The following is a 13,428-nucleotide window of genomic DNA, read 5'->3' as shown; positions in this document are numbered from 1 at the left end:
GGGACCTGGGAGAACTCCTTTGAAGATCGCCAGGATCGAGACGTTCCTGGTCCCGCCGCGGTGGCTGTTCTGCCGCGTGGAGACCGACGACGGCGTGGTCGGCTGGGGCGAACCCGTCGTCGAGGGCCGGGCCGAGGTCGTCCGCACCGCCGTCGAGGTCCTGTCCGAGTACCTGGTCGGCCAGGACGCCCTGCGCATCGAAGACCACTGGCAGGTGCTCACCAAGGGCGGGTTCTACCGGGGCGGCCCCGTCCTGTCGAGCGCCGTCGCCGGACTGGACCAGGCCCTGTGGGACATCGCCGGCAAACACTATGGCGCCCCCGTGCACGAGCTGCTCGGCGGTCCGGTACGCGACAGGATCCGGGTCTACGCCTGGGTCGGCGGCGACGACCCAGGCGAGCTGCGCGAGGAGATCGAGAAGCAGGTCGAGGCCGGGTTCACCGCGATCAAGATGAACGGCTCCGGCCTGCTGCCGCGCTCGCTCACCGCCTCCGACCTGGCGGCGGCGGCCACCCGTGCGGAGGTCGCCAGGTCCGTCCTCGGGCCCGGCCGCGACTTCGCGATCGACCTGCACGGACGGGCGAGCGTGGCCGACGCCAGGCGGATCGTGGCGGCGGTCGCGGGGCTGCATCCCCTGTTCGTGGAGGAGCCGCTGGCCCCCGGCTACCTGCACCGGCTCGCCGACCTGACCGCCGCGACGGAGGTGCCGATCGCGCTCGGCGAACGCCTCTACTCCCGCGGCGACTTCCTGCCCGCGCTGACCTCCGGCCTCGCCGTGGCCCAGCCCGACCTGTCCCACGCGGGCGGCATCTCCGAGGTGCGGCGCATCGCCTCGCTGGCGGAGACGTTCGACGTGCAACTCGCCCCGCACTGCCCGCTCGGCCCCATCGCCCTGGCCGCCAGCCTGCAGGTCGGCTTCGCCACACCCAACTTCCTCATCCAGGAACAGAGCATCGGCATCCACTACAACGGCGACACCGGGTTCCTCGACTACGTGATCGACCCCGCCCCGTTCACCTTCGCCGCCGGCCACGCCCACCGCACCTCCGCACCGGGCCTCGGCGTCGAGGTCGACGAGCAGGCCGTACGGCGGGCCGACCGCCACCCGCACGCCTGGCGCAATCCGGTGTGGCGCCACGAGGACGGCTCCATGGCCGAATGGTGACCCCGCCCGCAGCCGACGGACCCGACCACCAGGGGGACGGTCGACACGCCCAGCCGTCGGACGAGCCACATGGCGGGCGGCCGGGTGACCCTGTGGGCGTGGGCGTGGGCGTGGGCGTGGGCGCGGGCCCGGCCGGACCGGCGGTCGGGCGGCGAACGAACCGATGGGAGAGGAACGATCCTGTCCCCGGCAGAGGTTGAGGCCAACACCGTTGCGTTTGTTCGGCCGACGGTTCGTCAAGCCGGTGATCACGACGAACGGGACCTCTGGTAGATCACTTGTGTCGAGCAAGATGATCAAGAACCAGGGGTCCCGTTGCAGGAGAAGTCTGCCATCACCCGCACGATCGAGACAGCCGCGGGCGTCCACGCGCCCGGACATCTGGGCGAGCTGACCCAGATCGTCGACTTCACGCTGGTGGATGCGGTGCTGGAGGAGACCGGGGCACGGGAGAAGCGGTTACGGCTGCTGCCCGCCCGGGTAGTGGTCTACTTCACCCTCGCCCTGGCCCTGTTCGGACACTGCTCCTACCGGGCGACCTGGGGCAAGCTCACCGCCGCTCTGGGCCAGCTCGCGCCGGTGTGCCCGGCCGCCTCCTCGCTCGCGCGAGCGCGACGCCGGGTCGGCGCGGCCCCGCTGCGCCGCCTGTTCGAGATCCTCGCCGGGCCGGTAGCCGGCCCTAGCCAGGCAGGCTCGTTCTACCGGGGACTGCGCACGGTGGCGCTGGACGGCACCCACCTGCACGCCCCCGACGACGAACAGGTCACCTGGCGCTACCCGAAGCGATCCGGGGACGTGCTGGAGTTCGGCTACCCGCTGGTGCGCCTGCTGGTCGTGGTCGAGTGTGGGACCCGGGCCGTGCTCGCGGCCTGTTTCGGCCCCGAGAACCAAGGCGAAGTACCCTACGCACAGCGCTTGCTGGGCTGCTTGGACCGCTCGATGCTGCTGTTGGCGGACGCCGGTTTCGACGCGGTGGAGTTCCTGCGCCAGGTAGGCGCGACAGGCGCGCAGTTCCTGGTGCGCTCCTCCGCCCGGCGCCGCCCGGCCATCCAGCGCCGCCTGCCCGACGGCTCCTACCTGGCCCGCCTGTGCGGCGTCTACCGGGCCAGCGAGGGCTACCGGGCGCTGCCCGTCCGCGTTATCGAGGCGTGGATCACTGTCACCCTCGCCGACGGCACCACGCGGCGTGAGCCGTGGCGCCTGGTCACCAGCCTGGTCGATCACGAGCGCTACCCCGCCGGTGAACTGGTCGCCCTCTATCACCGCAGGTGGCAAGTGGAGACCACCTACTTCTCGATCAAGGTGGCCATGCTCGACGGCCGCGTCCTGCGCTCGCGCAGCGTTGCGGGCCTGGACCAGGAGGTTTACGCGCTACTGACGGTTTACCAGGCCCTCATTCGCACCGCCGCCGACGCGGCGGCCTCCCGGCCGGGTCTGGTCATGGAGCGGATCAGCTTCACCATCCTCCTCCAGACGGCCCGAGACCAGGTCACCACCGCCACCGGCATCCTCCCGCCGGAGCCGGTGGCTCTCGTGGGCGCGATCGGCCGAGCCGTCCTGAACGACCTGTTGCCCGCCGAACGCCGCCAGCGTGTCAAGGCCCGCAGCCGCAAGAACCCGACCAGCAAGTACGGACCGAACGCGGGAAAGCACCCCCAGCAAGCACAGACCTACACCCTCGAAGTCCAGATCCAGATCATGGACCATGGACTTGCATCCCGTCGGCGCCGGTAAACGCAACGGTGTTGAGGTTGAGGCGAGGTAGCGATCATGGACTTGCTCGGAGTGCTCGGCGGCAGGCGGCTGCTGGCCATCGTGCGCGGGCGTGACCCCGAAGCGGCGATGCGCACCGCGCACGTGCTCGTGGAGGAGGGGATCGACGTGCTGGAGGTGTCGCTGAGCGGCGCCGACGCGCTCGCCGTCATCGCCGGGATCCACGCGGAGCTGGGCTCCGACGTCGTCCTCGGCGCCGGGACCGTCCTGACCGCCGCCGACGCGGACGACGCGGTGGCGGCCGGCGCGTCGTTCGTGGTGACGCCCGCGCTGAGCGAGGGGGCGACGCGGGCGGTGTCCCGCGGCGTGCCCGCCCTGATCGGCGCGCTGACCCCGACCGAGCTGTGGAACGCCGCGCAGGCGGGCGCCGCGGCGGTGAAGGTGTTCCCGGCCTCCCTTGGCGGGCCGCCCTATCTGGCAGCGCTGCGTGACCCGTTCCCCACGGTGCCGCTGGTGCCGGTCGGCGGCGTCGCGGCGGACCAGGTGCGGGCCTACCTCGACGCGGGCTCGGTGGCGGTGGGCGTCGGTTCCCCGCTGACGGGCGACGCGCCCCACGGCGGTGACCTCGCGGCCCTGCGCACCCGGGCCCGCCGCTTCCGTCGCGAACTGGACGCAGGATGACCACCGAAAAGGCGGGCCCGGCCGGCGGCCCGCGACCCACGATCCCCGCCGAACGTTCCAGACATGCGGACGAACCCGGCGAAACGCCCGACCGTGATCCGTGGACCGCGACCGGCCAGGTGACCGCTCCATGATCGACGTCCTGACGTTCGGCGAGGCGATGGCCTCCCTCCACGGGCCAGGGCCGCTGCGCCTGGGCGGACACCTGGAGCTGTCCGTGGCGGGCGCCGAGGCTAACGTGGCGATCGGCCTCGCCCGGCTGGGTCACACCGTCCGCTGGACCGGCGTGGTTGGCGACGACGAACTCGGCCTGCTCGTCCTTCGCACCCTCCGCGCCGAAGGCGTGGACGTGTCCACCACCCGAACCGACCCCGCCCACCCCACAGGGCTGCTCATCCAGGAGCGCAGGGTCGCCGCCGTCACCCGGGTCCACTACTACCGTGCCGGCTCGGCAGGGTCGCGGCTCGCTCCTGCGGACGTGGCGGCGGCCCTGGCCGACGTGCCGAGGATCCTGCACGTCACCGGCATCACACCCGCCCTCGGCCCCGATCCGGCCGCAGCGGTGACGCGCGCCGTGCGGCAGGCCCGTGAGCTGGGCGTACGCGTCTGCCTGGACGTCAACTACCGGGCCAGGCTCTGGGACCCGGCGACCGCGTCACGGACCCTGACCCGGCTGCTCCCGTACGTCGACGTCCTGGTCGCCTCGGCGGACGAGCTTCCCCTCGTGACGCCGGGCGACCTTCCCCTCGTGACGCCGGACGAGCTTCCCCTCGTGACGTCGGGCGACCTCGCCTCGCAGCCCGAGGCGGAAGGGCCGCCCGCGAATGGCCTCGCGTGGGAGCGTACCGGCGAGGAGACCTTCTCCGAGGTGGGTGCCCGGGTGGCCCCGCTGCTTGCCGCAGGGGTCGGCGAGGTGGTGGTCAAGCACGGCGCGGCGGGCGCCGAGGCGTGGACGCACACCGCGCGCGTCACCTCCGCCGCTGTGCGCGTCCCCGTCGCCGACACGGTCGGCGCCGGCGACGCCTTCGTCGCCGGGTACCTCTCGGGCCTGCTGGAGGGGCTGCCGCTGGGGGAGCGCCTGCGGCGCGGGGTGACCGTGGGGGCGTTCGCGGTCGCCGCCGAAGGCGACTGGCACGGCCTGCCCGACCGTTCCGAACTCGCGCTCCTCTCCCTGGAAGAGGGCGGCACCGTCCGCTGACCGGTGAGAAGCCGGTACTCCCGCCGTCGCGGCGTCGCCTCGGCCGGCCCGGGGCAGCCGGCAGGCGCCTCCAGAGCGGACGCGGGCGTGGTGGTCCGGTAGGTGTCGTCTCCACCCGTAGGGGGTGCGGCGAACGGGGATATGTGTCTTCGTCATGCGCCGAGTGCGGCGAGGCGCCGTGCGGCGAGTGCGCCGAGTGGGGAGCGCGCCGAGTGCGGCAAGTGGGGAGTGCGCCGTGGGGCGAGTGCGCCGTGCGGCGAGTGCGGCAAGTGGGGAGTGCGCCGTGCGGCGAGTGCGCCGTGCGGCGAGTGGGGAGATGTTCGTCTCCGCCTGGGCGATTGGGTGTGGCGACCTGGACCTCTCTGCCCGTACGGAGGTGTGGGGGGATCGGGCAGTGTCATCTCCCCTGCCTGCACATGAGCGGGAGCGAGTGTCACGTCTCTGCCCGTACGGCGGTCTCCCTGCCCACAGGTGAGCGGGGGCTAGGTGTCCTGTCGTGTTGGACGAGGGCATGACCGTGCCGGCGACGGCCGGTCGGGCTCGGTTGCCAGTTACCTGGTGACCCTGGCGGCGTGTTCCAGGATGCGGGTGTTGACCACGTCGGGGATGTCGAGCGCGACCGAGTGTCCGACGTCAGGCACCCGGCCTCGACGAGCCCTCAAGGTCGGACATGGCCCGATTCTTTCGCATATTGGCTTTCCGGCCACTCCCGGTGTGTCGCGGCTCGCGCAACCATTGCAGGCACCGTTAGAAGGCGGGTGCAACTACAATGGAGGTTTCGACATGCCTATCGGGCTTCTCGCCCTGGCACTGGGGGGTTTCGGCATCGGGCTCACCGAGTTCGGGATCATCGGTCTGCTGCCAGAGGTGGCGGCCGACTTCAGGGTCACCGAGCCGGTGGCCGGATACCTGGTCTCGGGTTACGCGCTGAGCGTGGCGATCGGCGCCGTCGCGCTGACCGCGGCGATCGCGCGGTTCGACCGCAAGAAGGTGCTGCTCGCGCTGATGGTGCTGTTCATCGCGGGCAACCTGATCTCCGCGATCGCGCCGAGCTACCCGATGCTGATGGTGGGCCGGATCGTCGCGGCGCTGTGCCATGGCGCGTTCTTCGGCGTGGGCTCGGTGGTCGCCGCCGACATGGTCGCGCCGAACCGGCGCGCGGGCGCCATCGCGCTGATGTTCGCCGGGCTGACCGTGGCGAACGTGCTCGGCGTTCCGCTGGGCACGCTGCTCGGCCAGCAACTCGGCTGGCGCTCGACGTTCTGGGCGATCACGGTCATCGGCGTGGTCGCGCTGGCCGGGATCCGGGTGCTGGTGCCGGCGACTCCGGCGCCCGCCGAGACGAGCCTGCGAGGCGAACTCGGTGTGTTCCGCAGGCCGCAGGTGTGGATCTCCGCCGCGGTCACCGTGCTGGCCTTCGGCGGCATGTTCGGCGCGTTCACCTACATCGCGTTCACGCTCACCGAGGTCAGCGGGTTCGCCACCACCACGGTGCCCTGGCTGTTGGTGCTGTTCGGCCTCGGCACGTTCGCAGGCAACTTCGCCGGCGGCAAGGCCGCGGACCGGGCGCTGAACACCTCGCTGATCGTGATCCTGGCGCTGCTCGCCGCGGTGCTCGTGGTGTTCGCGCTGACGGCGCAGAGCAAGGTCATGACCGTGGTGTCGTTGCTGCTGCTGGGCGCGGTCGGGTTGGCCACCGCCCCCGGACTGCAACTGCGGATCATGGGGTATGCCCAGGACGCCCCCACGATGGCCTCCGGCGCCAACATCGCGGCGTTCAACATCGGCAACGCGCTCGGCGCCTGGCTGGGCGGGCTGGCCCTCGGCGCCGGATACGGGTTCGTCTCGCCGCTCTGGGTGGGTGCCGGGATCACCGTCGCCGGACTCGTCGTCCTGATGGCCGGATCAGTGTGGCCACACCGCCGCGCCCCGGACACCGTCCCGGCCGTTGCCACCCGCTGACCCGACGCGGAAGACCAGAGCCGGCACGGCCGGACGCTGGGACGGGCCGGTGCGGTCGGACGGGGTCCACGCTGATCAGACTCAGATCCACTTTTCGCGTGAGGCCGCTTCGGCGACCAACGCCGTCCGTCAGGGCCTGGAAGACGCCCCGCCCGGCCCACCGCGGGAACCGGTGCTACACCGTCTGCCAGGCCCCGTGCTGCTCGGGCATGTCCCGCCATCGGCTGCCGGTGCGAAAGCGCCACATCACCCCCTGCAACTGCTTTCGCAGTCGCTCCGGGTACGGGCCGAACCGCCCAATCGGTGCGTGGTGCCTGCTGGCAGGCTCAGGGTCGGGCCTGTTCCAGGTGCCCGTCGCCCAAACCCTGGGCGACCTGCCCGCGGACCTGCGTGGGCGCGGCGTTGGCCGGTCAACGCGCCGGACCGGAGCCACCGCCGGTGTAAGGCTTCGACCAGGGGATGAAACACTTCGCGAGGGTGCCGGACACCTGCTGGTGTGTTCCAGCACCTTTCGCTTAGGAGACACCTGTGCAGGATCCACGCGTGCCCTCCGGCGCGCGCGATCGTTTCGAGGCGCTCTATCTCACTCACTACCCGGCGATCTATCGCTATGCGCTACGCCGTACCGAGTCGCCCGACGACATCGCCGACGTGATTGCGGAGACCTTTCTCGTCGCATGGCGGCGGCTGGACGACGTCCCCACCGGGGAAGCCACCGTGCTGTGGTTGTACGGCGCGGCCCGTCGCGTCCTGGCCAACCACCGGCGTGGAAAGTCACGCCGCAGCGCGCTGGCCTCGCGGCTGCGTGACGAACTTGCCGCCGGTCGGGGGACGCCGTCCGCTCATCCACGAGCCGACGCCGTCCACGCCGCGCTCGTCACGTTGCCCCCGGCGGAGCGGGAGGTACTCGCGCTGACCTACTGGGAGCAGCTGACCGGCCCGCAGATCGCCCAGGTACTGGGTTGCAGCAGTACCGCCGTCCGGCTGCGTCTGCACCGGGCCCGCAAGCGGCTGGCCCGGTTGCTCGCGACAACAGACGAGTTTCACATGACCTCCGTCCTGAGGGGAGAGACCCGATGAGCACGATCGACCGCATGATGTCGGCCATCGATCCTGCCGCAGGCTCCGCCGAGCCGCGCCTGAGCCAGGGGGTCCACGACCTGCTTGCGGAGATCGTGGCGACGCCGCCCGCGCGCCGTCGGCTGTCCTGGCTCCGGTTGCGGCGGAGCAAGTCGGGCCGGCGCCGCCTGGCCTGGGGATGGGTACTGGGGGCGGCCGCGGCCACAGTCGCCGTCGTCATGGCCGTCGTCACGGTGATGGTGAACGTGACCGCTGTTCCCGCACCGGTAATCGTCCCGGCCAGGGGAAACGATGCCCTGCTCCGATTGGCGGACCGCGTCGCACGGCTACCGGACGGCAGCGGAGCCTACTGGCGCAGGTCGCTGCTCAGCAACGGGCTGATCCGAGTCCGGGCGGGCGGCAAGAAGTTCAACGTGCTCCACTCGACGCGGACCGACCTTTGGCAGCCGCGCGACCCCGGCGACCCCACCCAGGTGGTGAGCCGGGAGCAGTCCATCCGGCCCGCCACTCCCGCCGACGAGCGCATCTGGCGGGCGGCCGGCTCTCCAGGCACGGTCCATCGGGTGTGCCTGCTCGGCACCCCCGCGCAGTACTGCAAACAGCTACGACTGCACACGACCGCTCCGGCATGCGAGTACGTGCGGGGGATCGTGCCCGGCGGCAGGCTCGGCGGCGGATGGCTGGGAGGACTCACGCGCACCGACCTCGCGGCGATGCCCGATGACGCCGTCAAGCTGCGGGAGAGACTCCGGGCCTACTGGAAGGGGGAGGAGAGTTACGAGGAGTTCCTCCGCGGAGCCTGGGTGCTGCTGGACCTGCCGGTCAAGCCCTCGGTCCGGGCGGCCACCCTCCGCCTTCTCGCCGCGCTGCCGACCACCACCGTGGGCGGCTCCGTCACCGACCCGCTGGGGCGCTCGGGCATCGCGGTCACCTTCGTCAAGAGCACGGGATTCACCGCCGACTTCGGCGGTGTCGACGTAGCCGAACGGTACTCCACCATCCTCAACCCGCGGACCGGAACCATCCTCGCCGAAACCTCCAGCGCCGCCGGGAGCGTGGAAGGCCTCGCGAAGGGGACGGTCATGCGATACGAGGCGCGGACGCCGGAGGCCGGCTGGACGAACGAACGCCCCGAGCGGCCCCACGGCTGCCGGATCAGCGACCGCCTGCGGCCCTGACCGGTGCCCCGTACGCGGGGCGCGCATGTCAGGCGGTCAGCCACTTCCTACGGAAACGCAGGCACAGGCCGAGCGACTCGTGCCGGGAGGCGCCGGAGTCGCTCGGCAGCCCGGCGCCGCGCTGCTGGCGCTCCTGCTGGTCGGCGCGGTCATCTGGTCCAGCCAGTGGATCCTGCTGGGGGTGTTCGGTGAGCGCGTCGTGCTCGACGCGCGAGTCCTTGCTCCGCATGCATGGCCAAGGTGCCCAGGCGGCCCACCGGCGAGTCTCCCCGGTGTGTCTGCCGCATCTGACAGGAGCCCCGGACGGGGCCACGCTTCCCGACGGGAAGGAACGGTCTGGCCAGTGCCCCCGGATCTCCACGCGCAATCCCGGCCCTCTACCAGGCCGCGCCTCCGCCTGGCAGGCGGCCCGAACTCCAAAGATCAGAACCCAAAGCAGGACCTGGCCGGTACGGTCGGACGAGACCGGCGTGGGTGGGTCGAGTCGGGGTGGCCGGACGGGCGATGTGAGCGGTCGGCGGCGGCGGATCCGCGTATCGTGGCAGAGCGCCGCCCCGGCCCTCTCCGGGGCGGCGCCTGCTGCCCGCCGATGGGCCGGGGCCTCGATCACACCGCGATCACTCTCCGCCGACGGCCACGAAGCCGGAGCCGGCGCGGTAGTGCGGTGACTGGTGGCGGAAGTAGGTGTTGTACACCTGGCAGTAGCGCCCCCCGCGCGCCAGGAGCGAGGGATGGTCGCCCTCCTCGACGACCCGGCCGTGGTCGAGCACGATGATCCGGTCGACGTGCTCGATCGTGGACAGCCGGTGGGCGATGACGATCGAGGTGCGGCCCGCCAGCACCACGTCGAGCCCCTCCTGGATCTGCGCCTCGGTCAGCGGGTCGACGCTGGCGGTGGCCTCGTCCAGCACCACGATCGCCGGGTCCTGGATGAGCAGGCGGGCCAGCGCCACGAGCTGGCGTTGCCCCATGGACAGGGCGCGGCCGTGCTCGCCCACGTCGGTGCGCAGGCCGTGGGGCAGGGCGTCGACCCAGTCGCCGCCGCCGACGGCCGCCGCGGCGGCCAGCACCTCCTCGTCGCTCGCCTCCGGGCGCGGGTAACGGATGTTGTCGGCGACCGTGCCGCTGAACAGGAACGGCACCTGCGGCACCGCGCCGATCTGGCGGCGGAAGCCGCCCAGGTCGAGGGTGCGGATGTCACGGCCGTCGACGAGCAGCCGCCCTTCCTGGAACTCGTAGAACCGGGTGATCAGCTTGCTGAGCGTCGACTTGCCGGCACCGGTGTGGCCGACCAGCGCCACGGTCTCCCCGGCCTCGATGAGCAGGTCGAAGTCGCGCAGCACAGGGCTGCCCGGGACGTAGCCGAACGTCACCTGCCGGAACTCGATGCGCCCCGCCAGCCTGCCCACCGGCTGCGGGTCGGTCTGCACCACCCGTGGCGGGGCGTCGATGAGGGCGAACACCCGCTCGGACGCCGACAGCCCCTGCTGGAACTGCGACCAGAACGCGGCGATGGACGTCAGCGGGAACCAGAACAACGCCACACCCTGCAGGAAGAGGTACCAGTCGCCGGCCGACAGGCTCCCGCCGAGCACCCGGGTGCCGCCGAACTGCACTAGAGCGACCGTCGCGAGCCCCGCCACCAGGAAGAGCACGGGGAAGATGGAGGAGAAGACGAACCCCTGCCCGAGCGTCACCCGGTAGCTCTGCTGGTTGATCGGCCGGAACTCGTCGTAGACCTGCCGCTCCTGGCGGAAGTTCTTGGCCACCGTGATGCCGCCCATGGTCTCCTGCAGGTTGGCGTTGACCCGGCCGAGCGAGCGCTGCGCCCTGCGGGTGCTGGTGCGGGCGACCCGCCGGAACAGCAGCGCGATGCCCATGATGACGGGCACCATGAGCAGGGTCAGCAGGGCCAGCTCGACGTTGCGCAGGAACAGCAGCATCGTCACGAGGCCCACCATCAGCACCTGGCTGATCAGGTCCATCGTCAGCGTGGACACCGTGGCGAAGTCGTCGGTGTCGGACGTCACCCGACTGACGATCTTGCCGGACGGCGTCTCGTCGTAGAACGACAGGTCCCGATCCAGGACCGCGTCGAACGCGTCCTCCCGGAGCCGCAGCACGACGTCACCGGTGACGCGCGCGCTCTGCCACTGGCGGACGAAGTTGAACCCCCACCCGAGCGCCCCGGCCAGCAGCAGCCCCAGCGTGATCTGCCAGCCCACGTCGCCGATCGTGCCGTACTGGATGGCGTCGACCGCCTCGCTCGCCAGGAACGGCATGGCGGCCTGGCTGAGCGAGCCCAGCACGATCATGACGGCGACCAGGGTCATCGCGCGGAGCCTGGGCCGGAAGTAGGACAGGATCCGGCGCAGCAGGTCGCGGTCGTTGTAGGTGCGGTCGTAGTCCTCGGCGTCGAGGCCGTCCATGATGAAGCCCATCAGGCCACCCCTCCCTGCTCGCCCGAGCGCCCGCTCGTCGCGGCCGTCACCCTGCCGTCATCCCCGGCCCCGGCTCCGCCGGAGCCCCCGTCTCCCGAACCGTCGCCCGCCGCCTGCTCGCCGCCGTTGCCAGGGGGCTCGCGGTCGAGGTCCACCTCGTCGTAGTGGGCGAAGATCCGCCGGTAGAGGGGGCTGCGCGTGAGCAGTTCGTCGTGCGTGCCGCAGTCGACCAGCTCGCCGCGCCGCAGCAGCAGCACCTTGTCCGCCCACCTGATCTGCGACAGCCGATGGGTGATCAGCAAGGTGGTGCGCCCGTCGAGGATGCGGCCGATCGCCTGCTGGATGAGGTCTTCGGTGGCCGAGTCGATGGCGCTGGTCGAGTCGTCGAGCACGAGGATCGCCGGGTCGGTCAGCAGCGCCCGCGCGATGGCCAGCCGTTGGCGCTGCCCGCCCGACAGGGTGACGCCCCGCTCACCGATGATCGTGTCGTAGCCGTCGCCCAGCTCGGCGATGAACTCGGCCGCCTGCGCGTCCTCGGCCGCCCGGACCACGGCCTCGTGGTCGGCCCGCTGGCCGAGGCTGAAGGCGATGTTCTCCGACACCGAGCGGGAGAACAGCACGATGTCCTGCTCGATCGTGGAGATCTGCGAACGCAGCGAGTCGAGCCGCCACTCGCGCACGTCGACGCCGTCGACCAGGATCCGGCCCGAGGTGACGTCGTAGATGCGGGGGACCAGCTTGGTCAGCGTGCTCTTGCCGGACCCCGTCTCGCCGACGATCGCGACGGTCTCGCCGGGCCGCACGGTGAACGACACGTTGCGCATGACCGGCTCGCCGTCCTCGTAGCCGAACGTGACGTCGTCGAAGACGATCTCGCCCTTGATCGGGGCGGCGTGGCCGTCGGGCCGCTGCTCCAGCTCGCTGTCGGACGTCATGAGGGCGAGGATCCGGCGCGCGGACACGAGACCGATCTGCACCAGCGAGAACGTGAAGATGGACATCTGCGTGGGGAACCCCAGCATGCCCATCAGGCCCATGAACGAGACGAGCTCGCCCAGCGTGATCGCGCCCGTGCCGTGCAGGTGGAGGCCGTGCCACAGCGCCGCCGCCATCGTGACGGCGAACAGCAGCGTGGGCAGGTAGCGGGCCTGGACCAGGCCGTTGCGGACGAAGGAGTCACGGTAGCGGCGCGCCAGCGAGCGGAACCGCAGCCGCTCCTGCCCCTCCTGCGCGGTCACCTTGATCACTTCGATGCCGCGCACGGCCTGGCTGAGACCCGCGTTGAGGTCGCCGAACTCCTCGCGCATCCGGGTCGCCACCGGGTTGAGCCGGCGCATGTAGCGCCACAGGGCGACCGCGAACACGACCGCGAACACGCCCGGCACCAGCAGCAGCCGCGGGTCTATCGCGCCGATGAAGAACAGCGGCACCAGCCCGGTGAGCCCGGAGTCGACGATCAGGTCGAGCCCTGGAGTGATCATGATGGACAGCTGCCGGATGTCGTTGGCGGCCCGGGCCATCAGGTCGCCGACCCGCTGGCGGTTGTGGAAGGTCTGGCTCTTGCCCAGCAGGCTCACGTAGAGCTCGTCACGCGCGTCGCGCTCCAGCCGCTTGGCCAGGACCTCGCTCGACAACCGGGCGACCAGGTCGAAGACGCCGCGGGCCAGCACGATGGCCAGCAGCGCGAGGGCCACCAGCCCCAGCGCCGAGGCGGCGTCGCCGCGCCGGCCGAGGACGGCGTCGAACGCGGCGCCGGTCAGGTCGGTCACCATGGCGTTGAGCACCACCATGACCACCGACCCGCCGAGGAAGCCGAGCAGCTGCAGCGGATGGCGGCGCAGGTGCGACCAGAGCCAGCGCACCGGGCCCCGCCGATTGTGGCGCGGCCCGGCTACGGAGAACTCCGAACTGCTGGCGGTCACGGGCGGGCTCCCTGAAGGTCGGACCGGTGATATCGAAACTGTTTTCTAGCATCCGGCACCGACGGAATTCCAATGGTTATCGCTCGCC

The 13,428-nt window shown here is 71.4% G+C and carries 11 protein-coding genes; 7 read left to right on the top strand and 4 right to left on the bottom strand.

Annotation, left to right across the window (positions count from 1 at the left end):
* Positions 1-19 precede the first annotated feature (19 nt).
* From dgoD to FHU36_RS25575, 5 genes are all read left to right on the top strand, one after another.
* On the top strand, positions 20-1,165 hold the full coding sequence (gene dgoD, locus FHU36_RS25595) for a galactonate dehydratase (protein WP_185086389.1): 1,146 nt from the start codon (positions 20-22) through the stop codon (positions 1,163-1,165).
* A 315-nt stretch (positions 1,166-1,480) separates the two neighbouring features.
* Positions 1,481-2,899: an IS4 family transposase gene (locus tag FHU36_RS25590; protein ID WP_185081846.1), complete on the top strand. Its 1,419-nt coding sequence runs from the start codon at positions 1,481-1,483 to the stop codon at positions 2,897-2,899.
* Between the two features lie 36 nt (positions 2,900-2,935).
* A complete protein-coding gene (locus tag FHU36_RS25585) occupies positions 2,936-3,559 on the top strand; it encodes a bifunctional 4-hydroxy-2-oxoglutarate aldolase/2-dehydro-3-deoxy-phosphogluconate aldolase (RefSeq protein WP_185086388.1) in 624 nt (207 codons plus the stop codon).
* 130 nt (positions 3,560-3,689) lie between these two features.
* The gene (locus tag FHU36_RS44840) at positions 3,690-4,757 is read left to right on the top strand and encodes a sugar kinase (RefSeq protein ID WP_185086387.1); all 1,068 of its coding nucleotides are present in this window, start codon (positions 3,690-3,692) and stop codon (positions 4,755-4,757) included.
* 783 nt (positions 4,758-5,540) lie between these two features.
* A complete protein-coding gene (locus FHU36_RS25575; protein WP_185086386.1) occupies positions 5,541-6,719 on the top strand; it encodes an MFS transporter in 1,179 nt (392 codons plus the stop codon).
* A 175-nt stretch (positions 6,720-6,894) separates the two neighbouring features.
* Here FHU36_RS25575 and FHU36_RS46920 read toward each other — a convergent pair whose 3' ends face one another.
* Positions 6,895-7,152, bottom strand: coding sequence for a transposase (locus FHU36_RS46920; RefSeq protein ID WP_185086385.1), 258 nt, complete (start codon positions 7,150-7,152; stop codon positions 6,895-6,897).
* A 95-nt stretch (positions 7,153-7,247) separates the two neighbouring features.
* Here FHU36_RS46920 and FHU36_RS25565 point away from each other — a divergent pair, with 95 nt between their 5' ends.
* Together FHU36_RS25565 and FHU36_RS25560 are read left to right on the top strand one after the other, a co-directional pair.
* On the top strand, positions 7,248-7,799 hold the full coding sequence (locus tag FHU36_RS25565) for an RNA polymerase sigma factor (RefSeq protein ID WP_312891811.1): 552 nt from the start codon (positions 7,248-7,250) through the stop codon (positions 7,797-7,799).
* Positions 7,796-8,977, top strand: coding sequence for a hypothetical protein (locus FHU36_RS25560; RefSeq protein WP_185086384.1), 1,182 nt, complete (start codon positions 7,796-7,798; stop codon positions 8,975-8,977). The genes FHU36_RS25565 and FHU36_RS25560 overlap by 4 nt, the downstream gene beginning before the upstream one ends.
* Before the next feature lie 28 nt (positions 8,978-9,005).
* On the opposite strand, the gene FHU36_RS25555 is transcribed toward FHU36_RS25560, so the two are convergent.
* The 3 genes from FHU36_RS25555 to FHU36_RS25545 all read right to left on the bottom strand — a co-directional run bounded on the left by FHU36_RS25555 (position 9,006) and on the right by FHU36_RS25545 (position 13,340).
* On the bottom strand, positions 9,006-9,206 hold the full coding sequence (locus FHU36_RS25555; RefSeq protein WP_185086383.1) for a hypothetical protein: 201 nt from the start codon (positions 9,204-9,206) through the stop codon (positions 9,006-9,008).
* Between the two features lie 388 nt (positions 9,207-9,594).
* Positions 9,595-11,418 carry an ABC transporter ATP-binding protein gene (locus FHU36_RS25550; protein ID WP_185086382.1) on the bottom strand — a complete coding sequence of 608 codons (1,824 nt, stop codon included), beginning with the start codon at positions 11,416-11,418 and terminating at the stop codon, positions 9,595-9,597.
* Positions 11,418-13,340: an ABC transporter ATP-binding protein gene (locus FHU36_RS25545; protein ID WP_312891810.1), complete on the bottom strand. Its 1,923-nt coding sequence runs from the start codon at positions 13,338-13,340 to the stop codon at positions 11,418-11,420. Before FHU36_RS25545 ends, FHU36_RS25550 begins: the two co-directional genes overlap by 1 nt.
* Between the last annotated feature and the right edge of the window lie 88 nt (positions 13,341-13,428).

Source organism: Nonomuraea muscovyensis, assembly GCF_014207745.1.
Lineage (GTDB): Bacteria > Actinomycetota > Actinomycetes > Streptosporangiales > Streptosporangiaceae > Nonomuraea > Nonomuraea muscovyensis.
This window is presented reverse-complemented; position numbering and strand designations above follow the sequence as displayed.